Consider the following 25,487-nt stretch of genomic DNA (forward strand, 5'->3'; position numbering starts at 1 on the left):
AAGCCGTGGGCACGGCGGACCAGGTAGTCGGCCTGTTCCCACAGCAAGTCACGCCACCCTGCGGTGCGCCGCACCGTCCTCGACGCGGGCACCTCCAGCGGCTACGGCTCCCGCGCCCGTCGCGGCGTCCACGCCATCCTCGACGTCGAAACTGCTCTGGCCGCCGCCGACACCGCCGCCCGGCTACGTGACGGCGTCGCAGGCGGGCAGAAGATCTCCGGCCCTGCCGCACGCCGGGCCCTGACCGCCGCCGCCCACGCCCCGCGCTTCGAGGGCCGCATAGTCCCGGGGACCTTTGCGAAGAAGGCCAGCGCCCTCCTCACCAGGGACGGCATCGTGCTCTACGACAGCCCCGACGCGTTCCTGATCTGCGTCGTCAAACACGACAACGCCTTGTGCGAACCAGACCCCGGCGCCACTCCCCCGCGGCAGTACGACTGCTGGCCCGGCTGCGGCAACACCGCCCGCATGGACGCCCACGCCCGTCTCCTCCGTGAACGCGCCGACGACCTCGACCAGCTCGCCGCTCGCACCCCAGGCCCGCTCGGCACACGCCTGCGCGCCAACGCGAACCGGCTTCGCGAGACGGCCGACACCCACGACGGCACCGCCCACACCGCCCATACCGCCGATCGCCTCGCATGAACCAACAGCACCAGGACGAACGCATCCGCATCCGCCAGGCCATGGACCGGCTCCTGGCCGGACAGGCCACCGCCTCCAACGGCAGCCTCGGCGTCGTCGCCCTCGCCGCCGAGGCCGGTGTCCACCACATAGCCCTCATGAAGCGGCATGCTGACCAGAAGAACGAGTTCTACGAACGGGTCCGCAACGAAACACAGCAAATCCCGGAGTCCGAAAGGCGGCTCCGGGAAACCGTCAGCAAGCTGAAAAAGACCATCGCCAACCAGAAGTCCGAAATCGAAGACCTACGACAGCAGGTGACCAGACTGGCCCTGGCTGCCGCCGTGCTGACTCAAGATGCCGGCAGGCGGATGAAAGATGCTCCCATCGGCGACAACATCCTTCCGTTCCCTGGACCGAGAACCTGACGGAGCTGAAACCCCGGTGCTCACTGCGGACTCGCTGCACGAGTACCGCGTCGCCCCTCGAACGCTCGGTGTCTTCCTGGCTGGAGTGTTCAAGGCCAGGCAGGACATATTGGGCAAGTCCGCTATCCAGCTGAGCAGTCCAGCAGACGCCCGTCGCTGGTGCCGATGAGCAGCCGCCTCGGCCCGGCGATGGTCAGTGCAGTGGGTATAACCAGCACTCCGGCGACGTTGAGGTGGCGGCGCCAGCGCACGGTGCCGTCGTGGAGATCCAGCGCGACGATCTCGCCGTCGTCGTAGGTGACATAGACGGTCTCCGTGTCGCAGTCGAGGTCGGTGGCCTTTCTGTCGGTTCTGAAGACCCAGCTCGGCTGCCCAGCAGTTACCTCGCACCGTACGACGAACGACCCACCGGGCTGCAAACCGTGGCCGTTGTACACGGTGCCCGCGTGGACCAGAGATCCATCCGCGACCTCAGCACCCGGGCCGGCGAAGTGTGACTCGCCTGGGATCCAGGAGTACGGGAACAGCCAGATGACCTCCGCCTCCGTTGGCTCGCGCGGGCGTTCAGCAGCGGGTATGACGTCCAGGTCGACTGCGGCGAGCCATGCTTCACCCCGATCAGGGTTCCGGACCCCATCCTTACGGACTGTCGCCCGGAAGTAGATCCGACTGCCACGACGAATGTGCAGCCTGCTCCGCCTTCCGTTGCGCCCAGCGGGTGCGAAAGCCGGCAGGCCGTCGGCACAGCGAACCACGGATACCGGGGCGGACGGCTGAAGATGATCGAGCTGTCTCCCGTCCTGGAGCGACAGCCGGACGGCGGACTGAGGATACTCCTCCCATATGGGACGTACCAGACCGACCCATGCCGACTGCTCGTCGGCGGCGATGACGATGTCACGGCCGCCCTCATGATCCGGAACCGCCCACTGCCGCTGCCCAGACGGAAGCCAGCACTCCAACTGGACCCCGTCGAGCGTCGCGAGGATCCTTCCGTCCGACAGTTCTTGTACCGCTCGAATGTTGCGCCGCGGATCCCAGTCGGTGCTCAGAGCGGAGACTGTGCGTCGCGCTTCCTCTCGTCCGTCGGCCCGCGGGGCCGCCACCTGTGGACCGGCCAGTTCTTGAGGAGTGATCGACCTGGGCGGTACGACTCTCCAGTCAGGCCGCAGCACGTTCGCAACGTGCCCCTCAACGTGTGCGTCTTCGTCGTCCCAGTCGTCAGGCGGCGCCATAAGTACGCGCAGCTCCTGCTCGTTGAGCCATTCCAGGCCCAAGATCTGGCGTCCGAACTCGTGCTCGATAAGCGATGTCGCTTTGCTCGTCTCCAGGTCCAGCAGTAGCAACTCCCCTTCGAAGAAGTAGCCGCCGTCGTAGCGTCCTGTGCCGACGATGAGGAGTGGAAGCGTGGGGTGGAAGGCCATCGCTTGCACGGGGTAGTGCGAACGGAGAAGGGTGCGGCAGGCCAGATTGTCGGTGCAATAGACGCCGATGGGCGCGCTGCTGTCGAATTCGTGTACGCCTGCCACCGCCAACAGGGCGCGGCGCTCGTCGGCGACGGCGAGCGCAGGATTACCAACCTCGGCGAAGGGACGGTCACCAAGGATCCGGTCGATACAGAAGGTCATGCTGGTGATCTTCTCAATGACCGAAGGAAGCGGGAAGTCCGGAGCTTCATCGACTGAACGGAAGAACTTGACAGGGAACTCCACCAACGTCGAAGCACGTGTCCGCCGCGCCTTGATTGACCAGGCGCGGCAGCACGGCCGGCCCGTCTCAGCCGTCCTTTTCCTGACCGGCCTGGACACATGCGAGGCCCGCAATGCCCAGCGGCCGCCCAGCCGGCGCGTCCCCTCCCCCGTCCTGCGCCGGCAGCGCGAGCAGACGCTGGCCGCCATGTCGCTGCTCGCCGCCGAGGGATTCACCGACATCCGCACCGTAGGCGGCGACCGGAGCTGACCTGGCCGAGCCCGCCCGCCGAGTGCATCGCTGTATGCGAAACCTTGGGGTGAGCTGGACGGTAGCCGCCCCCACCTGGAAGCCTGATCCAACGCTCAGAGAGTGAGACAGAAGATGCTGAAGCCGTTGCGGGAGCACCAGGCCGAGAGGGTCGTCGCCACGGTGCGCGAGCTCGAGCTGCCGGAGGACGCACCGTTGCCGCCGGCTGGGCTGCGCACGCAGGTCATCATGGCCACCGGCAGTTGCAAGACCCTGGGTGCCGTGCACGCGGCCGAAGAGCTCACCGCCGACCGCGTCCTGGTCCTGGTCCCCTCTCTCGACCTCCTGGAGCAGACCGCCCGTGCCTGGCGTGACGGCGGCCGGCCCAGCCCGCACTTCGGCGTCTCCTCCCTCAAGTCGGAAGAGGCGGGCTTCCCCAACACGACCGACGCCGACGAGCTGGTCCGGCTCACCCGCGTCGGGGCCACGTCACAATCTTCGCGACCTACGCGTCACTGGGCCTGGGATTCCTGGAGAAGGCCCACATCGCAGGTCTCCCCCTGTGGAATTTGATCATCGTGGACGAGGCGCACTGTGTTTCCGGCCGGATGGGCAAGCCCTGGGCCGTCGTTCACGACAACGCCCGCATCCCCGCCGAGCGGCGCCTCTACATGACCCTGTGCGGGACGTCTCTGAAGTCCATGGAGCCGAAAACGTACGCCTCGTCGTCCGGTTCCACTGACCGGCTGAGCACCTGGCTGCATCGGCATCTACTGCGGCGAAGCCGACGGCTTCGCCCCCCCTCGCCGGGAGGCCCCCATCTACGGCGGACTCGACGCATGGGGCCTCGGCGGCCACTGACTCCCGGTGACCAAGCCTTGCGGGCTCAGTCGCACACGGTAGCGGCATGCCATTGACCTGCGGTTACGGAACATTCTCCTGAGTCGCGAACGTCAAGGCTCGGATTGGTCGCTCTAGACTCCATCGATGATCGAGATCCTCGAAAACCTGGACCTGCTGTCCCGGCCGAACCTCGACCTCGCCAGTGTCGAGGTGAACGGCATCGCCCTGGGGGCGCCGGGCGCCGCCGTTCCACGGCAGCGCATTGTGGGCGGCGTGTCCTCCGTCATCGCCCGGTATCGCGGTGGGACCAACATCGAAAGCGAGTACTACGACGCTGATGGACGGAGTCTGACGCTGAACGAGGTCATTGAAGACGTTGTCCGGTCGGACGGATTCCTGTACGGCGCCGACAAGATCAACTACAAAGTGTGCACCGGAGTAGTGGTCGGCTTCGCGATCAGCGGCCCGCATCTGTCCCACTTCGCACACTTGACCTCGTACGAGGAGTTCCTGACGGTGTTCGGCCAGCCTGATCGAATACACGAGAATGAGGCATACGGCGACCTCATGAGCTACGAGACCTACTACTGGGGTGCTCGGAAGCATGTGACGTGGGACGCCTGGGAGGACAGGGGCGCTGCAAAGTCTCTTGATCTTGTGAGTGCGCCGGTCAGGCGATGCCCAAGAGGTCGAGTGGGCGGGTGAACGGTTCGTAGGAAGCGTGGCGGAGACCGGCGGCGATGTTGCTGTGCCCGGCGTCGCGGAGCGTGTTGATCGCCAAGTTCCGCAGGCTCGCCATGTTGTCGGGCCCGTGGCCGGTCCGAACCTTCGAGGCGTCCTCGCGGAAGGTGGTGTCGCGGACGAAGTGCAGCCGGTTCTCGATGGTCCACTGCGACCTGGCGAGTTGGCCCAGGCGTTGGGGCGAGGCTTGATGCGAGGTCAGGTCGGTGATCGCGTAGACGGTCTGGCGGGTGCACGCGCCGGTCTTGAGGTCGGTGCGGTGGCGCAGGATCCGCACGGCCTGGACGGCGTGGGGGAAGTCGAGTCCGAGGTCGGTGACCGTGAGGACCCTGGTGACGCGGGTCTCCTTGCGTCCGTGGCCCCTCTCGCGGTCGTAGCGGCGTGCGGTGACGTCCTTCCACGGCAGTGACCGCACCTGTCGGTGCAGACCGGGCTGGTTGGCCTTGACCACCAGCAGGTAGTGCGCGTTCTTCTCCTCGACCAGGAAGCGCGCGTGGGCGCGCTGGGTGTGCAGAGCATCGGCCGTGACGGTGACCCCGGTCAGGTCGTAGGGCTCCAGCAGGGCGGCGAAGCAGGTGATCTCGTTGGTCTTGTCGGGCACCCGCAGCTGGGTGACGGTCCGCCCCTGGTCGGTCATCGCGGCCAGGAGATGGGCGGCCGGGCTCTGGTCGTGACGCGACCCGCGGGCGGCCTTGCCGTCCACGGCCACCGACTGTGCGCCTGCGGGATCGGCGCCGGTCAGGTCGGCCAGGCCGCCCGGGCAGACACGGCCGAGGACCCGTCGGATCGTGGCAGCGCTCGGCGGAACGCGCACGCCCAGCGCGCCTACGGTCCGGGCGCCCAACCGGGCCAGCGTGTGCTGCGGGGCGCTGGTGGACCACTGCCCGATCGCCGCGTACGACCGGGCGCCTGCCACCACCGCCGAGGCAGCGACCAGCAGCACCGCCACGAACGGGTGACGCACACCGCGCCGGCGCCGGGGATCAGGCAGCAACCGCAACCGCTCCACCAGCGGAAGCACTGCGACACCCGCCAGGGTGGGCGGCTTGACCAGACAGACGGTGGCAGACTGACGACACATCGAAACTCCGGCGAAGCAGGGCGACTTGGGAAGGTCACCCCGTTCAACCGGAGTTTCGTTGCTTCCGTGACGGGTCACCCTCGACACCCTGCAGCACCATGACCTGCAGACTCACCTGATCATCGGGACTTTGAAACGCCCCTGCCTGGGAGGACCGGGTGAGCTTTATCAACCTGGGCGACTTCGAGGGGAACAGCGGCCCCTGACCGCACAACTTGAAATGAGCTCCTCGCCCTCTGGACCGGCCGCGGATCACCCACGCGATCCTCTGAGGAAGCCTCGGCCCCGCCTGAGCGGTGCAGTTGGCCTATGAGTGGTCGAGTTGGCCTGTGCGTGTCTCGGGCGGCCTGCAAGGTAGCGGTCGCCGCTCTATCGGAACCGGTGTCTACCCTGCGGACATGCGCTACTTGGCAGAATCATTCGTTCTCGGCGCCTTGCGACGTGGACGCCCCGTCGAACAGTTCCTCGGACCGGTCTATGCAGCAGAACGGCTCGGCGTCCGCTACGTGGAGGTCAGGCCGAAGGCAGGAAGATTCGAGATCTTCCTGCACACAGTCGAGGACGTGGGCCACGAGACCTTCCTGGACCTGGTCGAGTTCCCGCGTCTCGACCCGGATGTCGAGGAGGAAGAGTTCGGCCGTCTGGTCACAGCAGCTGATGATCCCTCGACTTTCGTCGTTCTGACCAACTGTCAGATAGGTAGCTCGCACGGGTGACCTGTGGCCATCGGCCCGGCCGGGAGGCAAACGCCAAGGAAGCATCGGCGGTGCTTATGTCGCCTGCTGTGAGGGACCCGCCGATGCTTCCGGATCCGACCGTACCCGCATCTCTGCTCGCTGTGCTGGGCGCTTTGCGCGGCAGTTTGACTCTGGTGCGCAATTCCGGGTGGGTGGTCAGGCTGTGAGTCGGTAGCTGAGGCGGGTGAGGTTGCTGGTGCGGCTGCGGTCCAGTGGATGCTCGGTCCAGTGGGCGTCGAGGCGGACGACGTTGATCGCGGTGGCGGAGAAGGCGTGCTGGAGGCGGACTTTCGGCAGCCCGCGGTAGCGGGCCCGGCGGATGCCGGTGATGTCGAGGGCCTGGTTGATGGTTCCTTCCACTCCGGCCCGCAGGGCGTACTTGTCCTTCCAGGTCTTGGTCTTCTGTTCGGTGCGGGCGGCGGCGAGGGCGGTGTGCAGGTGCTCGGGGTAGAGGGTGAGCATGCGGTTGCCGCGCCGGGCCGAGGTGCACTCGGGTCGGACGGGGCATGCCTGGCAGTCCGTCTTGGCGAACTCGACGACGATGGCGTCTCGTTCGCGTTGTCGCACCGGGTGCCATCCGGTGCTGGTGTTGCCCTGGGGGCAGCGGACCTGGCGGGCTTTCCAGTCGATCCGGAAGGCACTCTTGTCGTAGCCGGTGTGGCTCTTGGCCTGGGCGGATCGGTCGAGGAGGACGGGAGTGACCATGACGGTTCCGCGGCTGCGTGCGGCCTCGATCAGTTCGGCGGAGGGGTAGCCGGAGTCCAGGTAGTGCTCGGCGGGCGGGAGGCCGCGGTCGGCGAGTTGTTGCTGGATCGGCGCGGTGGCCTTCACGTCCGGCACCGTCGACAGGGTGGTGGTCACATCCGTGATCAGTTTCGGCAGTCCCCGGGCTTCGGCTTCGGCTTCGGGGGGTGTTGTCGCAGCTCTCGGTGAGGTGGACCTTGTAGCCGAGCCAGAACAGGTCGTCGCCCTTGGCGGACCAGCGGGCGTCGGGGTCGTAGGGCGAGGCGAGGCGGAGATGGCCGGGCGGGACACCGTCCTCGTCGGCTTCCCGCTTGCTGACCACCTCCTTGCCCCGGCTGCTGGTGCGGACGGTGTAGGTCTGCACGAGGACTTGGCGCATGATGTCCACGGCCCCGATCTCCCGCAGCCAGGCCGGCGCGTCGGGCGACCAGACGGCCCGGCACAGCCGCAACGCGTCCTGGCCGTAGACCTGGGACAGCTGGTCGCGCTTGACCTTGGAGCCGGGCAGTTTCCAGCTGTCGACCCGAGGTCCGTAGCGGTGGGCGAACTCCGGCACGTCCACGGCCCGGGCCAGCCAGTCCGGTGCCGCGGCCGACAGCGCCTCCAGCGCAGCCCGCACGCTCTCCCCGGCCAGTTCCAACCGGTTCAAGTCCCGTACCGCGCTGACCACATGGGTGGAATCGGTGCGCTGCTTTCCTCCCGCGGCCACCAGCCCGGCATCAACGCAGTGCTCAAGGAGCCGGTCGAAGACGACACGTTCCATGCCGTTGCCGACCAGGCGGGCCCGGAACCGGGGCAGCACACTGTGGTCGAAGCCGGTGTCCGTCAGCTCCAGGCCGAGGGCGTACTTCCAGTCGATGGCCCGTATCGCCATCGCCGCGGCCTGCCGATCGGTCAAATTCTCCGCGAACTGCAACACCGTGACCAGCGACAGCATCCCCGGCGACAGGCCCGGCGCCCCACGCACCCCGAACGCCTCAGCGAACGGCTCATCGGTGAAGACCTCCCCGAGCCGGTCCCGCACCCGGATCGCCAAACTCTCCTGCGGGAACGCCGCCCGCGCGACCCGAACCGTCTGCTCCGGGACCGGCGGCAGCCCCATCGGCCGCAACGACATCACAACCCACCCTCCACGGCCGGACGACACGTAACGACCGCAGGAACGATCATCACCTACCGGTCAAGCAGCCGCCGAGAATTGCGCACCAGAGTCCAGTTTCACCTCGCCGACCTTCTCCACGTTCGCCGCGCTGGTCACTGGGCTGATCGCGAACACCGGTCGGGGCACGGTCACCGGGATGCTGCTGGGCGCGGGGTTGACCCGTTGCTGGTCCCATGACCGGGCCCACTCCTTCTTCGCCCGCGCCCGCTGGGAGCCGCAGACGCTGGGCGCGTCGCTGTCCCACCTTGTGGTGCGCTCTGTGGTGCCCGACGGCACCCCGCTGACGGTGGCGGTGGACGACACGCTGTTCAAACGGCGTGGGAAGAAGGTCTTCGGCGCCGCCTGGCAGCACGACGGCTCCGCCGCCGGCCGCGACGGGATCGGCTACGGCACCTGCTTCGTCGTCCTCGGCCTGATCGTGGACCTGCCGTTCCTGCCCCGTCCGGTGTGCCTGCCGGTGGCCGCCCGGCTGCACCGCCCGAAAGGCGAGCAGACCAAGGTCGAACTGGCCGCTTCCATGATCCGATTCCTGGCCGCCTGCCACTGGAGCCGACGTATCGATGTGGTCGCGGATGCCGCCTACCACGGCAAGGCGCTGCGTGACCTGCCCGTATCTGTCACCTTCACTACCCGGCTGCCGTCCCACGCGGTGCTCTACCGCCTTGCCCCACCGCCGACCGGACGGCGCGGTAGGCCCCGCCTGAAAGGCGACAGGCTCGGCACTCCGGCCGAGCTGGCCGCCACGCTGGCGTTCACCCCGCAGGCCGTGACCCGCTACGGCCGCACCGAGACCGTGTTCACCGCCGAGACCACCTGCCTGTGGTACGGCTCCTTCCACACCCAAACGGTGAAGGTGCTGCTGCTCCGCGAGGATGCCATCGACACCGGCTACGACCTGGCGTTGATCTCCACCGACCTGACCGCGTCGGCCGGGCAACTGGTGGCCCGGTATGCCGCGCGATGGTCGATCGAGGTGACGTTCGGCGAAGCCCGCGGCATCCTCGGCGTCGGCCAGGCCCACCACCGGACCCGGCGCGCGGTCCAGCGAGGGGTTCCGTTCGGCCTGTACTGCTACACGATCACCGTGGTCTGGTACGCGCTGCACGGCCACCACCCCCAGGACGCGGCCGAGCACCGGGCACGGGCCCCGTGGTACCTCACCAAGACGCACCCGGCGTTCTCCGACATGACCGCCAAGCTCCGCCGAACGATCATCGCGGCCCGATTTATGCCCATCGGCGCCGGTCAGCCCACAGATACCGAAATCCGCGCCGTGCAAGAGGCATGGGCCGCAGCCAGCGCACACCTGGCATGACGATCAATCAGAACGTCGAAAGTCGAGTCCACCCCGGGAACGTCCTGTTCACCGGTCCCGACGGCAATCCTCGGGTCAGCGGGGTCGTCGACTGGGTGGAGACTTCATGGGGGCCGGCCGACCTGGACGTGGCGCACTGCTCCACCGCCCTGGCTGTGCTGCACGGCGTCCCGGCCGGGATGCGGTTCGCGGACCTCTATCTGGCGGCCGACGGGCAGCTGGCCAAGGATCCGGCCGCCCACCTCTCTGGCGGCTGCTGGCCGCATTGGTGTACGCGCCCAATGTCGACAGGCTCGCTGTCCCCCTGGCCGCACTGGGCCGCACGGAACTCACAGCGGAAAAGCTGACCGCCAGGCTGGAGAACTACCTCCAGGCCGTGTTCGAACGCTTCGGGTAACAGCCAGCAACGACCGGCGCCGCTTCAAAGCAGTCACCGAATACCGAAGTCACCGGCCCGGCCGGCTCCCTACGGCGAGCAACACCAGCGGGCCAGCCTCACCGTGAGACCAGTCCACTGGTGCTGCTACGGCCCGTCTTCGCAGACCTGGACCTACCGGGGGGATCTACCTCGCGATCACATCACCTTCTGTGTCTCGTAGTTCGTTCCGTGTCCGAGACCGAACGAATGAAGGTGATCGTCCGCGAGCGCAAGCCTTCGCGGCGCGACCTGATGATTTCGTCGACCGGGCGATCGAAGGCTTCACGGACCGGCTTGCTGTGCACCTTCACCACGCAGTCGAGATCCGTGCACAGGAGAAGACCGACTGAGTTCAGGCGTTCGCGTTTGTCACGTGAGGGGAGTTGAGCGGTGAACAGCGAAACCTCGTTGAACCGGCGGGCGAACCGGCACAGGTCGCACATCATCGCGCGCGAACCGTGCGCCGCGTCGTTCGGGGCCTGCCGCAGCAGCACTCCCAGCGCCTGGTCGTCGGCCTCGGTGACGAGGTAGGCGCGCTTCGGGGCCCGCAGATCCCGCCACCCGAGGTAGTCGATCCGATGCCACCGAATGTCGTCGAACCAGGCGGGCAGACGAACCTTCTTCTCGGCTGGGTCCAGGTTCACGATCGCGCCGCGCACCTCTTCCCTGGTCATGGGGCGCATGGCTTCTCCAAGCGAGTTGCACACGGGTGCAACGTGTATCGACAAAGGGGCTGACGGAATCCCGAGCGTCGCGGCGCCCTGTGACACGACGTCGCGAGTGGCGGCCGGGTCACAGTGCGAGCTGCATGCGATGGGCGACGCTGGGATCCCGCAGCGGTTTGAGCGCCAGGCGCACCAGGGCCAGTGCGTTGTCGTCACCGGCGATGCGGTTGGCGCTGAGCTCGCCGCAGGACAGGCACTGGTGGATGATCATCCATTCGCCGTCGGGCCTAACCGACATGCTCAGTGCTTCCATCCGGCCGCGGCAGTCCGCGGCCCGGTCGCCCGGCACTCGTCGGTCGACGTGCAGGCTGGCCAGGCAGTTCGGGCAGTGATTGCGGTGCGTGGTGCCGGGCGCGTCCAGGGACACGTCCAGTCGGCAGTCCGCGCACCGGAAATCGTGTCCCCGGTGTCCTCCCTGGTTGTGCAGGACGTCCTTGTGGCGCTGCGGCCGCCGTGCAGCCTGTGCACGGCTACGGGGCTTCTTCGCTCGTCTCGGCATGGTCGGTCTTCTCCTTCCGGTTCAGAGGTCGCCGAAGGCTTCGAGCGGGAAGGGTGGTTGTGCCAGTGGCCGCACGGCCATCCGCATCAAGATGAGCTGGTTGTCGTCGGCGCAGATGGGGGTGGAGGTCAGCCCGTCGCAGCGCACGCACCGGTGAATGACCATCCAGTCGCCCGTGCGCAGCACGGCGATGGAGATCGGCGACATCCGGCCCTGGCAGTCACTGGCGCCGCCCTCGATGTGGTCGAGGACGTGCAGGGAGTGCAGGCACGACGGGCAGTGATTGCGTCGTGTGCCGTCTCCGGCGACGGCGGACACGGTCAGGCCGCACCACGCGCAGGCGAAAGTGCCGGTCAGGACGGTGTGTGGAGTGCTTGAGAGAGTCTTTTTAGTGCTGGACACCCGGGGTGCTCCTTGCCGAGAAGTCTGTAATGACAGCAAGAGCAGGCCGAGCAGCCTCGACGAAGGCCACCTACCCCCGGACGTTGCGGCATGCGTGCCTGCATGGGGGTGTGGGCTGGGTCAGAGCACCGGAAAATCGCGTCCGGTCACCGTCCCGGAGGGACGGCATCAAGGAGACGGACGGCTAGGCGGTGCAGCGAGGCGCGCTCGGCGCGGGCCGGAACACAAAATCTCTTTTCTAGGGCACAGAAAGCCCAGAGCAGATCGAAGGAACTCCGCCAGAGTAACAACAGCTCCCAGGTCGGTGCCAACGGAATATCGGACACCGCCTCATCCCCAGTGAGCAGCGAAGACGTGCGGTTGGGTACCCCGAGCCGATGCCCCGGGTGACAAGGCCCCGCTCGACCGACTGACACTTCCGATGACAGAACCACTGACGTTCTCGTGGCAGACGACAACTCCGAGCCGCACCCCGCCCACGCCGGGAGCGGCGACCTCGACGACCTCAAGGCGTCAATCACCGCCGTTGGCCTGCTCCACCTCGTCGTCGTGACCCAGACCCACGACCTGATCGCCGGTGAGCGCCGCCTCGCCGCCGTACGTGAACTCGGCTGGTCCGACGTGCCCGTGACGGTGGTGGACCGGCCCCGGGACTGGTAGGCCCGCATGTTCATGTGTCGCGTATCCGCCGGGAAACCGGTTCTGTGGCTACTGAGCGTCGTGGGTGGTATCGATCACGCCCGATCGCGCGCCTGTACCTGATCCTCAGCACTTTCCCGCCGCTACGATCCTGGGCGTGACGAACCTTGATGACTTGGAGCCCTATGAGCACGCCGTGCCCGAGTGGACCGTCGGCGAGCTCCGCCAAGGGCTGGCCGACCTTCCCGACGCGCTGCCGGTGAGGGTTGCGGTGCCGCAGATACCCACCACCCTGCGTCCTGACGAGGAGCAGGACGCCCGCTATGTGGTGACCGGCACCAGCAAGGCGGCCCCGCGCTACGACACGCTGCTGCGCGATGGTGATGAGGTGATGATTCTGCTTGCCGACTACCCCTCCGCCACCTACATGCGCCGCCCCACCGACGTTCGGTGACCGGCCAGTGAAATTGGTGGGTTCGCCTTGGGGGTGGCGTCACCGTGCATGGTCGCCGGGGGCATATCGGCTCCAGGTGCCGCCGGCTTCGGTGACCAGACGGGTGGCGGTCTTGTCGTGGTAGCCGAGGGCCTTCGCGATGACGGGTGCCGGGGCCTGGAGGACAAGGTGCCGAATCGCAGAGGTCCTTCCGCGCTGCGGTGGGACGCCGATCTTGCGTAGGTGGTCTTTACCGGACACACCCGTGCACAGCCCGCAGATCGGCCGACCTCTCGTCGACGTGCTGGGGCCTTCACCGACCCCCGCCCCTGCGCGGCCATCGTCGACCGCAGTACCTTCAACGGCACCATCATCGAAACCGGCACCGACTCCTACCGCCTCGCCAGCACCCGAGCCCGAGCCGAAGAACCCGCCAAGGCTGGCTGACACCACGCACATCAGCACCGTCGGGACCGGGCGCTGGTGAGGCAGACCCCATCCCTCCAGCACCCGGCCCTCTCAAGATCCGTCCCATATGCCCAGACGCATGAGACGACGCTGCCGGAGCCGCTCCAAAGCGACAAATGGAACGAAGGCAAGTCCCACAACCAGCCCAAGGAGCACAGCTTCCAGGAGGTTGCCTGATTCTTCCTCAGGCGACACCAGCCAGAAGAAGAGTGCGAAGGGAACAGCCACGCAGAGACCGGTGCCGGTCGGGTGTCACGCCGCCCACTTCTGGATCCAAGTCGGACGCCGCTGCCCACCAAGGACCCGATCCAGAGTCCAGAACGCATCGCTCAGAGATTGCCGCCAGTTCGCCATGGCGGAAAGATAAAGCAGGCGATCAGCCGCCCTTGCCCGGCCGAGCGCTTACGGCCGACAGCGGCCCTTCAGCCACCAAGATTCGTAACTGACTTCAATTCTCGGGTTCTGGCACAGATCTTGGGGAGCGGTCGCGGAGCGTCACCTCGGTGTTCGATCCTTGGGTTGAGCTCGAACCCCGTCGCTCGGCTGGCCTGTCGTCCGACGAACGCCGGCCGCTCACGGGGGACGGCGGCCACCGCCCTTTTTGCTGAACATGAGGATCCGCTGGGGCAGCCAGCGGCGCGAGGGAACCGACTGGCACAGCGCGACGTCTGGCACAGGACGACCAGGTCATCGACGGAGTCGGGGAACGCCCGAAAGGCGGCCGTAACATGTTCGTCCTGCTGATGTACGGCGCCATGTTCGCCGTACCGCTCTGGGCCATTGTGGTCGTGGTGAAGCTGATATCGGTCGTCGTTCCTGGGCGCCGTCCTGACTGGGCCAGGGACCTGCTGCGCTGGAGTGCGGGCATGGCGGCTGCCGCGGCCGTCATCGTGTACACGATCGGGCTCGGCTTGGTCCAGTGGGACGCGAGCGAAGCCGAGTCCGGCGCGGGGTCGGCCCCCGCCGTTCCCTGCCGCTCCCTCCCGCCCGGCGCACTCGACCAGCTCGCCGGGCACGAACCGTCCTACTTCCCGCTGGGCTTCGATTGTCTTCTGAACGGCGGTCGCGTCGTCGCAGCCGACGGCCCCTACACCTTGCTGAACGTCCTGGCCGCAGCCTTCGCGCTGGCCACGGTGCTGTCGGTGCTCGCAGTGGGGGTTTGGACGAGTACCGGGCGCGAGCGGAGATGAAGGCGGGGCGGGTGGAGGATCCGCAGGAAGGCCCTAAAGGCTTGCCCGACCCACCGGCCACTCACCCCACCAGCCCGCGTCCGGAACGCGAGCGGTCATGGTGAGTAGCGGACAGCACGCTCGATAGTGAGGACAGAGACCGGCAGAGCTCTGGTGCCGCACCGGACACCACTCACCACGCCCCATGACCGACCAGACACCAGCAGACGAGCCGGCCGCGGACCAACCAGGTGACGAACACGCCGCCCGCTCGCGCGTCACCGCCCGGGCGGTCGCCCGCTTGAAGGCCGAGAACAACACCCTCCGCGATCGTCTCGCCCGCCAGAGCGCGACGATCGAGGAGCTGACCTCGTTCAAGACCCTTGCGCTTTCCCGTATCGCCGCCCAGCACGAGGAGATCACCCGGGTGCGCAGCTCTCAGCCCGATCCCGATACGCCCCCCGTGGCCCGGCTTACGCCCGTTCCCGGTCGCAGCCAGACCATCGGCTCCTGCAGCTGACGCACACGCGAAGGTCGCGCGGGCGAAGGTTGAGGAGAGATCCGGAGAAGCAGCGGGTGGGGTCAGTCCCAGACCAGGTTGAGGGAGCGTTCGAAGTTGGCGTATCCGGCTCGGGCGAAGGCTTTTGCCATGGGGACGTTGCCGAGGTCCGTCGATGCCCTGATCCGGTCGACGCCCTCGGCGGCCAGGATACGGGTGCCCTCGGCGAGGATTTCGTCGATGTAGCCGTTGCCGCGGTGTGCGGGCAGGACACCGATGTACGCGATGATCGGGTGGTAGCTGTTGCGGGCCGGGATCACGAAGCCCACCGGGCCGCTACGGTCGGGCAGTTCGGCGATGCGCCACCATTCATGCGGGCTCTTGAATCCGGCGAACTCTCCGTCGTAGTGCCGTTCGGCGGCCTCGCGGGGGCTCAGTCCGGATGCCAGGTCCGCCTGGCCGTGGGCGTCGAGGGTGCCTTCCATGACCGGGGTCATCAGGGCGAGGAGGTCCTCGCGGCCGACCACCGGGCGAAAGACGAGACGCTCCTTGGGTTCCGGGAGTGGGGACGAGGGGGTCCACTGCAGCCGCAGCCGCTCGACTAGCAGCCGTGCGCCGGTGCTCTCCAGCACGCGCGTGCGGGATTCGACCACCTCGCGGGCTGCGGGGTCCTCATGCCAGTCGGGCGGGACGAAGCGGCCGTACTCCGGCAGCTGGGCACCCGCCGGGAAGACGGTCGCCGTCGCTGTCTTGAACAGTCGCTGGCCGATCTCGTCGCGGTCGGCCTTGGGCAGCGTGTCGTCGATGTCGAAGAAGTCGAACTGCAGCGGGATGTCACCGCCTGGGGTCGCCCACCAGGCGAGCCGGGCGAGGAGGCGGTCGCCGTCCAGGGCCACCCAGGTCCACTCAGGGCGGCGGCATCCGTTTGCGAAGTCGTCGGTCAGCTCGTGGTCTAGGACGTAGCGGAGCCGGCAGAAGAGTTCGATCTCCTCGGGGCCGGTCAGAGGTCGGTAGCTCACCGATGTCGGTATCAAGTCAACTCCTGTGAAGGGGTACAGCGCTTGGACTCATCCGGGGTGCTGGTCAGGCACGCCGGGTGTCCGGGCAGAGGGCGGCGAGGGCCACCTGCTGCTCAGGCCGATTCGAGGACGGGGCGGATTTCGAGCGCCTCCGGGGTGGGGAAGCCGCGGGCCAGCTCGATGGCCTCGGCGTGGTCGGCCACCTCCAGGACGAACCAGCCGCCGAGGGTCTCCTCGCCGCTGTGTACGGGTCCCTCGGTCACGGCCACGGACCCGTCCGCCGTTTTGCGCACGGTGACGGGGCCCTGGTGCTCGGTGTCAAGGGCGTCGCCGCCCGCCAGTTTGCCCGCTGCCGCGAGCTCGCCGATCCACGTCTCGTACGCATTGCGGTAGGCGTCGCGGTCGGCCTGGATCCGGGCGCGTGACGCGTGCGTCTCGAAGATCACGAGTGCGTATTTCATGGGGTGCTCCTCTGTTCGGTGTTCCTGGTGGTGATGTTGGTTCTGGTGGTGGGTGAGATACGGGCCAGTGCGCCTGTCTCCAGGGCCGTCCACAGGGCGCCGTCCGGGCCCACCGTGATCCCGTGCGGTTCCGAGGCCGGCGTGGGCAGGCCGTGGACGGTGACCGTGCCGTCGGCGGTGATCGAGCCGACGCGATTGCCGGCCCACTCGGTGAACCACGCGGTGCCGTCGGTGTCGGTGGTGACGGCGTGCGGCCGGGCCGAGCGGTCGGGCAGCGGATACTCGGTGATCTGGCCGTCGGGCGCACGGTGATCGATCTGACCGGCGGCGATCTCGGTGAACCAGACGCCACCGTCATGGCTCGCGGCGATACCCACCGGGGCGGCGGCCTCGGTGGGCAGATCGTGAATCGTGATGCGGCCATCCATGCCGATGCGGCCGATGGCATTGGCCTGGTTCATCGTGAACCACATCGCGTCCCCGGCCGCGGCGATCGCGGAGGGGAACGCGCCGGTGCACGGCAGCGGATACTCCGTAACCGATCCGTCGGTGGTGAGGCGGCCGATGCACTCGGCGGCGGTTTCGGTGAACCACAGCGCGCCGTCCGGGCCCGCGGCGATACCGAAGGGACCGCACTGCGCGGTCGGCAGCGCGAACTCCGTCATGTGGCCGGCCGTCGTGATCCTGCCGATCCGGTGCGCCCGGTACTGGGTGAACCACAGGGCGCCGTCCGGCCCATTACTGATGACCGTCGGACCGCTGTCCGGGGCGATCTGATGGCTGGTCGGCTTCTGTCCCGGGACGAGCCGGCCGATCTGGCCGCTGTGCACCATGGTGAACCACAGCGCGCCGTCCGGGCCGGTGGTGATCGCGCACGGGCCGCTGTCGCGACCCGACACCGCGTACTCTTCGACGGTCCGCGTCGTCACTGCTGCTCCAGACCTTCGGCGGCGGCGATGCGCTCGATGTCCTGCGGAGAACCGGCCATGATGGTGCGCGCGTGCGCGGTCACCAGCTCGACGGGCCAGTCCCACCAGGCTGCGCGCACGAGCCGTTCGATGTCGCTGTCGTCGAAGCGCTGTCTAATACTGCAACCGCATCTGCCGTGACAGGTGGCGGAGTGGCTCGTTGTTCCGTCTGTGCGATGAATCGTTGACGGTTGAGCAGGTCGAGTCGTGGTCCGAGGGGATAGCCGGGTTCCATGCCCGGTTCGCCCATCGTTTCGGCAGGTCGGAGCCCCGCGAGCGGGCGTCGGACTACCTGAACGGGTTGCTCGCGCCGCTTGAGAAGAAGAACGGGTGGACGCTGTCGGAGCAGGTCGGGCAGTTGCGCCCCGACGGCGTCCAGCGGCTGCTCAACCACTCCGACTGGGACGAGAACGCGGTCCGCGACGATGTGCGGGACTTCGTCGTGGAGACCATCGGTGCCAAGGACGCGGTGCTGATCGGTGACGACACCGGCTTCCTGAAGAAGGGCACCAAGTCCGCCGGCGTCCAGCGTCAGTACACCGGCACGGCCGGCCGCACGGAGAACAGCCAGATCGGAACATTCCTGGCCTACGCCTCCTCCAGGGGGCGGGCGTTGATCGACCGCGAGCTCTACATCCCTGTCTCCTGGACGGATGACCGTGACCGCTGCCGCGCGGCCGGGATCGACGACGGAGTTCCCTTCGCGACCAAGAACGAGCACTTCAAGTGGATGCTGCAACGCGCCATCGACGCGGGTGTCCCGTTCGCGTGGGTCACCGCTGACGAGGCATACGGGCAGGTCAAGCACCTGCGCGTGTGGCTGGAGGAACGTCGGGTCGCGCACGTGCTGGCCACGAAGGTCAACGACACCGTGATCGCCGCGCGCGGGGCGGACGCGCGGGTGGACCAGTTGGTCGCCGTGCTGCCCCGCCAGCGGTGGAAACGGATCTCCGGCGGGGCCGGCGCGCACGGTGAGCGGATCTACGACTGGGCGCGTGTCGCGATCCGCCCGTACTGGGAGAACGGCTTCGGGCACTGGGTGCTGGCCCGACGCAGCGTCAGCGACCCGAGCGAGATCGCCTACTACGTCTGCTACGGCCCGGTCACCTCCCGACTGAAAGACCTGGTCAAAGTGGCTGCCGCGAGGTGGGCGGTGGAGGAGTGCTTCCAGACCGCGAAGGGAGAGTGCGGTCTGGACCACTACCAGGTGCGGCTCTACCGGGCCTGGTACCGCCACATCACCCTGGCCATGGCCGCCCTCGCCTACCTGACCGCCATCCGCGCCGCAGAAGCCACAAAAGGGGCACTCTCGACGACGAGCAAGACCTCATACCCCTCAGCGTCCCGGAGATCCGCCGGTTGATGGGCCACGTCGTCGTCACGCGCCACTGTCACAGCAACGAGCACCATCTGCACTGGTCACGCCTCCGACGACGCAGCCAGGCCCGAGCCCGCCGCTCCCACTACAAACGCCGAGGCCACATTCTCCAGATGCGGTTGCAGTACTAATCGTTCTGGCCGGGTTCCCGCCCACGATGGTGTACGGCGGCACGTCGGCGGTGACCATCGCACCGGCCGCGATCACGGCACCGTCACCGATCCGTACTCCCGGCATCACGGTGGCTCCGTATCCGAACCACACGTCGTTGCCGACCACCGTGTCCCCGCGGCTGGGCATGCCGGTGACGATGTCGAGGGTCTGCTCGGCCCACTCCCCTGGGGCAACGCGCGGGTCAACGCGATGGTGAGCCCCACGCGGTCCGCGACCTTCCGCAACAGCACGATGCCCGCATGTCCGACGAGATTGCGATCGTCGGCCCGCACCACGAGCCGCCGATCCCACCCGCTACCCTTCACCTTCTGGGTGCCCCTTGCTCCGCGACGTTCTTGATCTAGTCAATCCAGATCATCGCAGGCCAGGGGCACCCTTCTACTGTCAAGACGTCAGTTCACAGGCGGACAAACGCTATAGCTGAATACATGAGGTCGATGCGCCGACGGACCTTCGCCGGATGCACCGGGGCGGCCATCGGACCTGTCAGGCGTGCGGGGCTGTCGCGGGTAGTTCCACGGTGATGCGCATTCCGCCGGCGGAGCGCGGGGTGAGGGTGAGTGTTCCGTCGTGTGCGTCGGTGATGGTCTTGACGATTGCCAGGCCGAGGCCGACGCCTGCGTGGTCCGCGTGTACGCGTTCGGTGCCGCGCTGGAATGGTTCGGTGAGTGTCGAGGCCAGCTCGGGAGAGAGTTTTTCACCGGTGTTCTCGACAGTGAGCAACACAGTGGTGGGGCGGACGCTCGTATTGACCCACACGGTGCCCTGATCAGGCAGGTTGTGGACGATCGCGTTGTGCATCAGGTTGGTGGTCAGCTGCAGCAGGAGCGCTTGCGATCCGATCGTGGGGGTGATGTCGCCGGAGGTCTCGATGGTGACGCCGCGCTTTTCCGCGAGGGGCAGGAGTGTTTCGGTGGCCTCTTCCACCAGCAGAGACAGGTCGACAGGTTCTCGGGTGAAGGACCTCTGGTTGGCGCGGCTGAGCACGAGCAGTGCTTCAGTGAGGTTGATCGCTCGGGTGTTGACCGCATGGAGGCGGTCGATGACTTCGCCGGCGTCGTGGTCCGGATCGGTGCGGGCCACGTCGAGGAGCGCCTTCGAGATCGCCAGCGGGGTACGCAGCTCGTGAGAGGCGTTGGCGGCGAATCTCTGCTGTTCCGCGACGTGGGCTTCGAGCCGCGCAAGCATCGTGTCGAAGGCGTCGGCGAGTTCGCGGAACTCATCCTTGCGGCCCGGCAGCCGGATGCGGTGGGAGAGCGATCCGTTCGAGGCCATGCGTGTGGCGCCGGTGATGCGGGTCAGCCGGGCAAGCATCCGGCCGGCGAGGATCCACCCTCCCAGGAGGCCGAACAGCAGCAGGATTGCCAACACTGCGGCTGCCCTCGGAGCGAAAACGTGCAGGAGGTTGGACCGGACGGGGAAGACATCATGAATGGGGGTGCCCGTGGAGCCGGGGATGATGAGCGCACGCTCGGGGACGTATCGCAGGAGGAACACCCACACCGCCCCGAGCAGCATGACGCCGGCGAGCATGAGGAATCCGGTGTAGCTGAGGGCGAGTTTGAGGCGAACGCTCAACCCAGGTGCTCTATCCACGCTCGCCTCCCCCGCCTCCCTCGCCGTCCTCGCCGTCCTCGCCTCTCGTGCCAGGTGCTGCATCGATGCGGTAGCCGACGCCCGGCACCGTGGCGATGATCCAGGGTTCGCCGAGACGCTTGCGCAGTGCCGAGACGGTGATGCGCACGGCGTTGGTGAACGGGTCGGCGTTCTCGTCCCACGCGCGTTCCAGGAGTTCTTCGGCGCTGACGACACCGCCATCGGCGGCGACGAGGACCTCGAGTACGGCGAACTGCTTCCTGGTCAGCGCCACGTAGCGGCCGTCCCGGTAGACCTCTCTGCGGAACGGGTCCAGCCGCAGACCTGCGATCTCGCGCACCGGCGGCCTGTTGTGGGCACGTCTGCGGTCGAGCGCTCTGAGCCTGAGTGCGAGTTCTCGGAGTTCGAAGGGTTTCGTGAGGTAGTCATCGGCGCCGAGTTCGAACCCGGATGCCTTGTCGTCGAGACGGTGGGCCGCGGTGAGCATGAGGATCGGCATGCCGCTGCCGGAGGCGACGATGCGTGTGGCGATCTCGTCACCGGACGGTCCGGGAATGTCTCGGTCGAGGACGGCGATGTCGTAGGTGTTGATGCTCAGCAGTTCCAGTGCGGTGCCGCCGTCACCAGCGATGTCGGCCGCGATCGCTTCCAGGCGCAGGCCGTCGCGGATGGCTTCTGCCATATAGGGTTCGTCCTCGACGATCAACACACGCATGCTGCTGATGCTACGAGTCGGCGCATATCGTCCGCGTATCGAAAACCGCATACGTGCCGACAACACCGCGCCGCCTTGACTGGCGGCATGGCTCAAAGCCCATCAACAGCACGAACAACGGCCCGCCGGACTCCCTGGGTCCTCGCCATCGGCCTGACAGTCGTCATCGCAGCGATCACCGCAGATTTTGGCGGTTGCCCGCGTATGTGTGCCGACCCCACCCAGGACCCGAGGACGCAGCAGTGACCGGCAGTGAACGAGGACGGACGATACAGACGATGACGCAGGTGGACACGGCGGAGACCGGGCAGGGCGGCGCCGGACCCCAGGACACCGGCCCGGGTATCCGGCACCCAGGTACCCGGCGCGCGGCCGTCCGCCGCGCGATCCGCACCGTCTCCCGGCCGGGGCCATGGAAGCGCGGTCTGGTGCTCGCGGCGCTGGCGCTGCTGCTGGGCCTGGTCATGCTGCTGCACGCGAAGATCCCGAACCGGATCGGGAACCTCGGCAGCCTGGTGGAGACTGTGTTGCCGTGGTTCGGCCTGTTCATCCCGTTGCTGCTGGCCGGGGCGCTGTGGCGCCGCTCCGCCTCAGCGGTGGTCGCGCTGCTCCTGCCGGTCCTCGCGTGGCTGAACCTCTTCGGCGGGCTGCTCAGTAACAAGTCCCACCCGGGCGGCGACCTCATCGTGGCCAGCCACAACGTCGGCGCCGACAACCCCGACCCGGCCGGCACCGCCCGCGACCTGGCCGCATCCGGCGCGGACGTGCTGGCCCTGGAGGAAATCACCCCGCAGGCGAAGCCGCAGTACGAGAAGGAACTGGCGAAGGCGTACCCGTACCACACGGTGCAGGGCACGGTCGGGCTGTGGAGCAAGCTGCCACTGTCGGACACCCGCGCGGTCGACATCGAGATGGACTACGGGCCGCTGGCGGACACCAAGCCCGTCGACATCAAGATGGCCTACAACCGGTCGCTGCGCACCACGGTGGCCACGGACCAGGGTCCGCTGGCGGTGTATGTGGCCCACCTGGGGTCCGCACGGGTGACTCCCAGGACGGGATTTTGGACAGACTCGCGGGACAGAGGCGCACAGGCGCTCGGCAAGGCCATCGCTGCCGAGCAGAACAAGCGGGTGGTGCTGCTGGGCGACCTGAACGGCACGATGGACGACCGCGCTTTCGCCGGCATCACCTCGCAGATGCAGTCGGCCCAGGACGCGGCCGGAAATGGCTTCGGCTTCAGCTGGCCGGCGAAGTTCCCGGTGGTACGGATCGACCAGATCCTGGTCAGGGGCGTGGAGCCGGACAACTCCTGGGTACTGCCGACCACCGGCAGCGACCACCGCCCGGTGGCAGCCGGAATCACCTGGTGACACCGCGCAAAGGCTCCGACTCCGTCCCGGAATCCGGCAACACGCACCTCATGACTCGCCTGGGCATGGTGGGTCGGGCCGCCTGGCCGTAGCCGTCCCGAGCCGCACACGTCCCTCCGCGCGGCTGATGTCGGCGCCCAAGTACGGGCCGTACGCCTTGGGCTCAAGACCGAGTTCGTGGGTGGAGTATTCGCCGAAGCGGTGAAGTGAAAGAAGGCGCGACGTCAGAAAGCGGCCGGACAAGGAACACATGATACGTTTAGTGATAAATTGGTCTCTTACTGTTACAAAGAGGGGAATGTCCCACATGAGCCAGCACTCGCCGCTCGACGACAAGGCCGACGTTCTCTTCACGCTGCTCGACACCGACGGCGACGGAGCAGTGGACAGAGACGATTACCTCACCGAGGGCCACCGGTTTCTCGACGCGTACGACGTGCCCGTGGACTCGCCGAAGGGGAAGGCTCTGCTCGGCGCACGCGGTGCCATGTGGGAGCGCTGCACGGCGCTGGTCGACCACGACCACGACGGAGTGATCAGCCGCGGGGAGTTCCACGAGTGGATCAAGGCGACGCAGGGACCCGACGCGATGAGCATCGAGGATGTGCTGCTGCCCATGCATCGCGCCCAGTTCGAGATCATCGACAGTGACGGCGACGGCACCGTCGACCGGGACGAGTTCATGGCCTGGAGGACTCGCCTGGGCTACTCCAGGGACGGCGTGGCCGCTCTGTTCTCCAAGACGGACGCCGACAAGGACGGCCGTATCACCCTGGACGAGTTCCACCGGGCAAACAGCAGCTTCGCCGTTCGGTGAGAGGCACCACCGCCCAGGTCCTTGTCGTCGGTGCCGGGCCGACCGGTCTCACCCTCGCGTGCGACCTCGCCCGGCACGGAGTCAAGGCTCATCTCGTCGAGAAGTCCGACCGGCTGTTCCCCGGCTCGCGAGGCAAGGGCCTCCAGCCGCGCACCCAGGAGGTCTTCGACGGCCTCGGCGTGATCAGCGCGATCCAGGCGGGCGCTTCCCCTTTCCCACGGATGATGACCTGGAAAGACGGCCGGCGAAGGGGCGAGTGGGATCTGATCGGACGGGGGACCGACGAGCCGTTCGCCCCGTACCCGCACGTGCTGATGATTCCGCAGTGGCGCACCCAGCAGATCCTCCACACCCGGCTGGTGAAGCTCGGCGGCAGCGTTGCGTTCAGCACGGAACTCGTCGCGCTGGAACAGACATCGGACCATGTCACGGCCGAACTCGTCCGCCCCGACGGATCGGCGTTCACGGTCACCGCTCAGTACCTGATCGCCGCCGACGGCGGGCACAGCACTGTACGGCAGACGCTGGGCATTCCGATGACGGGCGCCGAGGTCGACCTCCGGGCGACGCTGATCGCCGACGTCCGGGTCGACGGTCTGGACCGGGACAACTGGCATGTCTGGCCGCAGTCGCCGGGCGGCAGCATGCTGCTCTGCCCGCTGCCCGGAACCGAGGACTTCCAGCTCTCCGCGCAGTTCGACGTCGACGTGGAGCCGGACACATCCCCCGACGGTGTGCGAGGCATCATCGCCGCCCGCAGTCATCTGCCGCCCGGCGCGGTCACTGAGGTGAGGTGTGCGTCGTACTACCGGCCCCAGGCCGCCCTTGCCGAGCGGTTCCAGGACGGTCGGGTGTTCCTGGCCGGCGACGCGGCGCACGTCCACCCCCCGGGCGGCGGGCAGGGATTGAACATCGGTGTGCAGGACGCGTACAACCTGGGCTGGAAGTTGGGGCGGGTACTGCGCCGTGGCGCGGCACCCGAACTCTTGACGAGCTATCAGGCGGAGCGGCTGCCGGTGGCCGCCGAGGTCCTGGACCTCAGTACCAAGCTCTACCGTGCCGGCCGCATCCCTGAAGTCGGTAGCGCCGGCCGAGCCGTCCAACGTGGCCGTATGACCAGTCAGTTGAGCGTTGGCTACCGCCACGGACCACTGGCCGTCGAGGCCCGGGGCCGACTCGCCGAGGACGCCCTCCAGGCCGGCGACCGTGCTCCCGACACGCGGGACAGACTGTTCGACGTCTTCCGGGGGCCGCACTTCACTCTGCTCGCCGTCGGCTGCGCGCTGCCCGCAGCGCCCGGCGACGTGGTGCGTATCCGTCGGGCACGCGACAGTGCCGTGGGTGAAATCTACGGGGAAGGTCTGTTCCTGATCCGCCCGGACGGGTACGTCGGCCTGGCCACCCACGACCCGGCGGACGTCCACGTCTGTCTGAGGGCAGTCGGATCTACCGAAAGTCCTGGCATGCGTTCGACGTACCGATGACCGACCTGCTGCACTGCGGACGTGGTGGTACCCCAGGGTCGAAAACAGAGCCCCGCAGGGAGCCGAGGCCGACAATCCGAGCGCGCCGGCGCCGGGCCTCCGGCCCGGATCACTGGGCGGAGACCTTGTGGACGACGGTGTCGTCGGGGTCCAGCCGCCGCCCGTCCGCAGACAGCACCTCCAATGCGCGAAGGCGATCCCCCTGCCCGCGGTCGACCAGCTCCGAATGTGGTTCGCCGGGGGCGAAGAAGTTCTGTTCGCCCCACTGCCGCAGTGCCACGATGACGGGGAAGAGCGCCTTGCCCTTCGCGGTCAGTACGTACTCGCGGTAGGCGCTGCCGTCCGAGGCGGGGACGGATTCGAGGACACCACCGGCGACGAGGGTGCGCAGACGCGCGGTGAGGATGTTCTTTGCCACGCCCAGGCTGCGCTGGAACTCTCCGAAGCGCCGGCTTCCGTCGAAGGCGTCCCGCACGATCAGCAGGGACCACCAGTCGCCGATCGCGTCCACCGACCGGGCGACGGGGCATTCACTGTCGTCGAAGCGCGTCCTGGTCACCATGGCGTCCCTCACTTTCACAACGGTTGCAACATGCTACCAAATGAGGCTACCGTCGCCGTCATCATTGGTGGCAAG

At 67.6% G+C, this 25,487-nt stretch carries 28 protein-coding genes and 4 pseudogenes; 17 read left to right on the forward strand and 15 right to left on the reverse strand.

Features of this window, described 5'->3' with window-relative positions:
- Positions 1 to 63: 63 nt before the first annotated feature.
- Complete coding sequence (locus OG395_RS03200; protein WP_327241504.1) at positions 64 to 645, forward strand: hypothetical protein; 582 nt, start codon at positions 64 to 66, stop codon at positions 643 to 645.
- A complete protein-coding gene (locus OG395_RS03205; protein WP_327241505.1) occupies positions 642 to 1,052 on the forward strand; it encodes a hypothetical protein in 411 nt (136 codons plus the stop codon). Before OG395_RS03200 ends, OG395_RS03205 begins: the two co-directional genes overlap by 4 nt.
- 122 nt (positions 1,053 to 1,174) lie before the next feature.
- On the opposite strand, the gene OG395_RS03210 is transcribed toward OG395_RS03205, so the two are convergent.
- Positions 1,175 to 2,680, reverse strand: coding sequence for a hypothetical protein (locus OG395_RS03210; RefSeq protein ID WP_327241506.1), 1,506 nt, complete (start codon positions 2,678 to 2,680; stop codon positions 1,175 to 1,177).
- A gap of 67 nt (positions 2,681 to 2,747) precedes the next feature.
- Between OG395_RS03210 and OG395_RS03215 the strand changes: the two genes are divergently transcribed.
- The 3 genes from OG395_RS03215 to OG395_RS03225 all read left to right on the forward strand — a co-directional run bounded on the left by OG395_RS03215 (position 2,748) and on the right by OG395_RS03225 (position 4,538).
- Complete coding sequence (locus OG395_RS03215; RefSeq protein ID WP_327241507.1) at positions 2,748 to 3,011, forward strand: AAA family ATPase; 264 nt, start codon at positions 2,748 to 2,750, stop codon at positions 3,009 to 3,011.
- A gap of 102 nt (positions 3,012 to 3,113) precedes the next feature.
- A complete protein-coding gene (locus OG395_RS03220) occupies positions 3,114 to 3,563 on the forward strand; it encodes a DEAD/DEAH box helicase family protein (RefSeq protein WP_442818504.1) in 450 nt (149 codons plus the stop codon).
- A gap of 414 nt (positions 3,564 to 3,977) precedes the next feature.
- Positions 3,978 to 4,538 carry a hypothetical protein gene (locus OG395_RS03225; protein ID WP_327241508.1) on the forward strand — a complete coding sequence of 187 codons (561 nt, stop codon included), beginning with the start codon at positions 3,978 to 3,980 and terminating at the stop codon, positions 4,536 to 4,538.
- Here the strand turns inward: OG395_RS03225 and OG395_RS03230 are convergent.
- A complete protein-coding gene (locus tag OG395_RS03230; protein ID WP_327241110.1) occupies positions 4,504 to 5,655 on the reverse strand; it encodes an ISAs1 family transposase in 1,152 nt (383 codons plus the stop codon). The two genes, OG395_RS03225 and OG395_RS03230, sit on opposite strands and share 35 nt — an antisense overlap.
- 398 nt (positions 5,656 to 6,053) lie before the next feature.
- On the opposite strand from OG395_RS03230, the gene OG395_RS03235 reads away from it, so the two are divergent.
- A complete protein-coding gene (locus OG395_RS03235; RefSeq protein ID WP_327241509.1) occupies positions 6,054 to 6,371 on the forward strand; it encodes a hypothetical protein in 318 nt (105 codons plus the stop codon).
- 177 nt (positions 6,372 to 6,548) lie between these two features.
- Here the strand turns inward: OG395_RS03235 and OG395_RS03240 are convergent, their stop codons facing one another.
- Together OG395_RS03240 and OG395_RS03245 are read right to left on the reverse strand one after the other, a co-directional pair.
- Complete coding sequence (locus tag OG395_RS03240; RefSeq protein ID WP_327241510.1) at positions 6,549 to 7,253, reverse strand: transposase; 705 nt, start codon at positions 7,251 to 7,253, stop codon at positions 6,549 to 6,551.
- A 685-nt stretch (positions 7,254 to 7,938) separates the two neighbouring features.
- Positions 7,939 to 8,253: pseudogene (locus tag OG395_RS03245) on the reverse strand (transposase); the annotation flags it as partial.
- Positions 8,254 to 8,359: 106 nt separating this feature from the next.
- Here OG395_RS03245 and OG395_RS03250 point away from each other — a divergent pair.
- Together OG395_RS03250 and OG395_RS03255 are read left to right on the forward strand one after the other, a co-directional pair.
- Positions 8,360 to 9,613, forward strand: a pseudogene (locus tag OG395_RS03250) (IS701 family transposase); the annotation flags it as partial.
- Complete coding sequence (locus tag OG395_RS03255; protein WP_442818505.1) at positions 9,610 to 9,960, forward strand: phosphotransferase; 351 nt, start codon at positions 9,610 to 9,612, stop codon at positions 9,958 to 9,960. The pseudogene OG395_RS03250 and the gene OG395_RS03255, both read left to right, overlap by 4 nt.
- A gap of 232 nt (positions 9,961 to 10,192) precedes the next feature.
- Here the strand turns inward: OG395_RS03255 and OG395_RS03260 are convergent, their stop codons facing one another.
- From OG395_RS03260 to OG395_RS03270, 3 genes are all read right to left on the reverse strand, one after another.
- Positions 10,193 to 10,714, reverse strand: coding sequence for an FBP domain-containing protein (locus OG395_RS03260; RefSeq protein WP_327241511.1), 522 nt, complete (start codon positions 10,712 to 10,714; stop codon positions 10,193 to 10,195).
- A gap of 109 nt (positions 10,715 to 10,823) precedes the next feature.
- Complete coding sequence (locus tag OG395_RS03265; RefSeq protein ID WP_327241512.1) at positions 10,824 to 11,255, reverse strand: RNHCP domain-containing protein; 432 nt, start codon at positions 11,253 to 11,255, stop codon at positions 10,824 to 10,826.
- 21 nt (positions 11,256 to 11,276) lie between these two features.
- Positions 11,277 to 11,657 (reverse strand): RNHCP domain-containing protein, encoded by a 381-nt coding sequence (locus OG395_RS03270; protein ID WP_327241513.1) that lies wholly within the window; start codon positions 11,655 to 11,657, stop codon positions 11,277 to 11,279.
- Positions 11,658 to 12,101: 444 nt separating this feature from the next.
- Between OG395_RS03270 and OG395_RS03275 the strand changes: the two genes are divergently transcribed.
- From OG395_RS03275 to OG395_RS03295, 5 genes and pseudogenes are all read left to right on the forward strand, one after another.
- Positions 12,102 to 12,317 carry a ParB N-terminal domain-containing protein gene (locus OG395_RS03275; RefSeq protein ID WP_327241514.1) on the forward strand — a complete coding sequence of 72 codons (216 nt, stop codon included), beginning with the start codon at positions 12,102 to 12,104 and terminating at the stop codon, positions 12,315 to 12,317.
- A 136-nt stretch (positions 12,318 to 12,453) separates the two neighbouring features.
- Entirely contained in the window at positions 12,454 to 12,750 is a 297-nt protein-coding gene (locus OG395_RS03280) for a DUF6225 family protein (RefSeq protein WP_327241515.1), read from the forward strand.
- Between the two features lie 291 nt (positions 12,751 to 13,041).
- A pseudogene (locus OG395_RS03285) lies at positions 13,042 to 13,176 on the forward strand (IS21-like element helper ATPase IstB); the annotation flags it as partial.
- Positions 13,177 to 13,925: 749 nt separating this feature from the next.
- Entirely contained in the window at positions 13,926 to 14,387 is a 462-nt protein-coding gene (locus OG395_RS03290) for a hypothetical protein (RefSeq protein WP_327241516.1), read from the forward strand.
- Between the two features lie 184 nt (positions 14,388 to 14,571).
- Positions 14,572 to 14,886 (forward strand): hypothetical protein, encoded by a 315-nt coding sequence (locus OG395_RS03295; protein ID WP_327241517.1) that lies wholly within the window; start codon positions 14,572 to 14,574, stop codon positions 14,884 to 14,886.
- Positions 14,887 to 14,948: 62 nt separating this feature from the next.
- Here the strand turns inward: OG395_RS03295 and OG395_RS03300 are convergent, their stop codons facing one another.
- The 4 genes from OG395_RS03300 to OG395_RS03315 all read right to left on the reverse strand — a co-directional run bounded on the left by OG395_RS03300 (position 14,949) and on the right by OG395_RS03315 (position 17,393).
- Positions 14,949 to 15,884 (reverse strand): GNAT family N-acetyltransferase, encoded by a 936-nt coding sequence (locus tag OG395_RS03300; protein WP_327241518.1) that lies wholly within the window; start codon positions 15,882 to 15,884, stop codon positions 14,949 to 14,951.
- A gap of 113 nt (positions 15,885 to 15,997) precedes the next feature.
- Entirely contained in the window at positions 15,998 to 16,345 is a 348-nt protein-coding gene (locus OG395_RS03305) for a YciI family protein (RefSeq protein ID WP_266992427.1), read from the reverse strand.
- Entirely contained in the window at positions 16,342 to 17,274 is a 933-nt protein-coding gene (locus OG395_RS03310) for a Vgb family protein (protein WP_327241519.1), read from the reverse strand. Before OG395_RS03310 ends, OG395_RS03305 begins: the two co-directional genes overlap by 4 nt.
- Positions 17,271 to 17,393 (reverse strand): hypothetical protein, encoded by a 123-nt coding sequence (locus OG395_RS03315; protein WP_327241520.1) that lies wholly within the window; start codon positions 17,391 to 17,393, stop codon positions 17,271 to 17,273. The genes OG395_RS03310 and OG395_RS03315 overlap by 4 nt, the downstream gene beginning before the upstream one ends.
- 104 nt (positions 17,394 to 17,497) lie before the next feature.
- Here OG395_RS03315 and OG395_RS03320 point away from each other — a divergent pair, with 104 nt between their 5' ends.
- Positions 17,498 to 18,676: an IS701 family transposase gene (locus OG395_RS03320; RefSeq protein ID WP_442818506.1), complete on the forward strand. Its 1,179-nt coding sequence runs from the start codon at positions 17,498 to 17,500 to the stop codon at positions 18,674 to 18,676.
- A 144-nt stretch (positions 18,677 to 18,820) separates the two neighbouring features.
- Here the strand turns inward: OG395_RS03320 and OG395_RS03325 are convergent.
- The 3 genes and pseudogenes from OG395_RS03325 to OG395_RS03335 form a co-directional block, all read right to left on the reverse strand.
- Positions 18,821 to 18,979 (reverse strand): annotated as a pseudogene (locus OG395_RS03325) (DapH/DapD/GlmU-related protein); the annotation flags it as partial.
- 372 nt (positions 18,980 to 19,351) lie between these two features.
- Entirely contained in the window at positions 19,352 to 20,443 is a 1,092-nt protein-coding gene (locus OG395_RS03330) for a sensor histidine kinase (RefSeq protein WP_327241521.1), read from the reverse strand.
- Between the two features lie 10 nt (positions 20,444 to 20,453).
- Complete coding sequence (locus OG395_RS03335) at positions 20,454 to 21,176, reverse strand: response regulator transcription factor (RefSeq protein ID WP_327241522.1); 723 nt, start codon at positions 21,174 to 21,176, stop codon at positions 20,454 to 20,456.
- A gap of 278 nt (positions 21,177 to 21,454) precedes the next feature.
- On the opposite strand from OG395_RS03335, the gene OG395_RS03340 reads away from it, so the two are divergent.
- The 3 genes from OG395_RS03340 (at position 21,455) to OG395_RS03350 (ending at position 24,850) form a co-directional block, all read left to right on the forward strand.
- Positions 21,455 to 22,549, forward strand: coding sequence for an endonuclease/exonuclease/phosphatase family protein (locus OG395_RS03340; protein ID WP_327241523.1), 1,095 nt, complete (start codon positions 21,455 to 21,457; stop codon positions 22,547 to 22,549).
- Positions 22,550 to 22,856: 307 nt separating this feature from the next.
- Positions 22,857 to 23,366: an EF-hand domain-containing protein gene (locus OG395_RS03345; protein ID WP_327241524.1), complete on the forward strand. Its 510-nt coding sequence runs from the start codon at positions 22,857 to 22,859 to the stop codon at positions 23,364 to 23,366.
- On the forward strand, positions 23,363 to 24,850 hold the full coding sequence (locus OG395_RS03350) for an FAD-dependent monooxygenase (RefSeq protein ID WP_327241525.1): 1,488 nt from the start codon (positions 23,363 to 23,365) through the stop codon (positions 24,848 to 24,850). The genes OG395_RS03345 and OG395_RS03350 overlap by 4 nt, the downstream gene beginning before the upstream one ends.
- 109 nt (positions 24,851 to 24,959) lie before the next feature.
- Here the strand turns inward: OG395_RS03350 and OG395_RS03355 are convergent, their stop codons facing one another.
- Positions 24,960 to 25,412, reverse strand: coding sequence for a winged helix-turn-helix transcriptional regulator (locus tag OG395_RS03355; RefSeq protein WP_327241526.1), 453 nt, complete (start codon positions 25,410 to 25,412; stop codon positions 24,960 to 24,962).
- Between the last annotated feature and the right edge of the window lie 75 nt (positions 25,413 to 25,487).

The organism is Streptomyces sp. NBC_01320 (assembly GCF_035974375.1).
GTDB lineage: Bacteria > Actinomycetota > Actinomycetes > Streptomycetales > Streptomycetaceae > Streptomyces > Streptomyces yanii.

What these genes read in the sequence shown, in the direction of transcription:
- OG395_RS03230 (WP_327241110.1), bottom strand. Translation starts at nt 5,655, where the DNA reads ATGTGTCGTCAGTCTGCCACCGTCTGTCTGGTCAAGCCGCCCACCCTG.
- OG395_RS03295 (WP_327241517.1), top strand. Translation starts at nt 14,572, where the DNA reads ATGACCGACCAGACACCAGCAGACGAGCCGGCCGCGGACCAACCAGGT.
- OG395_RS03260 (WP_327241511.1), bottom strand. Translation starts at nt 10,714, where the DNA reads ATGCGCCCCATGACCAGGGAAGAGGTGCGCGGCGCGATCGTGAACCTG.
- OG395_RS03205 (WP_327241505.1), top strand. Translation starts at nt 642, where the DNA reads ATGAACCAACAGCACCAGGACGAACGCATCCGCATCCGCCAGGCCATG.
- OG395_RS03210 (WP_327241506.1), bottom strand. Translation starts at nt 2,680, where the DNA reads ATGACCTTCTGTATCGACCGGATCCTTGGTGACCGTCCCTTCGCCGAG.
- OG395_RS03265 (WP_327241512.1), bottom strand. Translation starts at nt 11,255, where the DNA reads ATGCCGAGACGAGCGAAGAAGCCCCGTAGCCGTGCACAGGCTGCACGG.
- OG395_RS03225 (WP_327241508.1), top strand. Translation starts at nt 3,978, where the DNA reads ATGATCGAGATCCTCGAAAACCTGGACCTGCTGTCCCGGCCGAACCTC.
- OG395_RS03355 (WP_327241526.1), bottom strand. Translation starts at nt 25,412, where the DNA reads ATGGTGACCAGGACGCGCTTCGACGACAGTGAATGCCCCGTCGCCCGG.
- OG395_RS03305 (WP_266992427.1), bottom strand. Translation starts at nt 16,345, where the DNA reads ATGAAATACGCACTCGTGATCTTCGAGACGCACGCGTCACGCGCCCGG.
- OG395_RS03345 (WP_327241524.1), top strand. Translation starts at nt 22,857, where the DNA reads ATGAGCCAGCACTCGCCGCTCGACGACAAGGCCGACGTTCTCTTCACG.
- OG395_RS03290 (WP_327241516.1), top strand. Translation starts at nt 13,926, where the DNA reads ATGTTCGTCCTGCTGATGTACGGCGCCATGTTCGCCGTACCGCTCTGG.
- OG395_RS03235 (WP_327241509.1), top strand. Translation starts at nt 6,054, where the DNA reads ATGCGCTACTTGGCAGAATCATTCGTTCTCGGCGCCTTGCGACGTGGA.
- OG395_RS03335 (WP_327241522.1), bottom strand. Translation starts at nt 21,176, where the DNA reads ATGCGTGTGTTGATCGTCGAGGACGAACCCTATATGGCAGAAGCCATC.
- OG395_RS03340 (WP_327241523.1), top strand. Translation starts at nt 21,455, where the DNA reads ATGACGCAGGTGGACACGGCGGAGACCGGGCAGGGCGGCGCCGGACCC.
- OG395_RS03255 (WP_442818505.1), top strand. Translation starts at nt 9,610, where the DNA reads ATGACGATCAATCAGAACGTCGAAAGTCGAGTCCACCCCGGGAACGTC.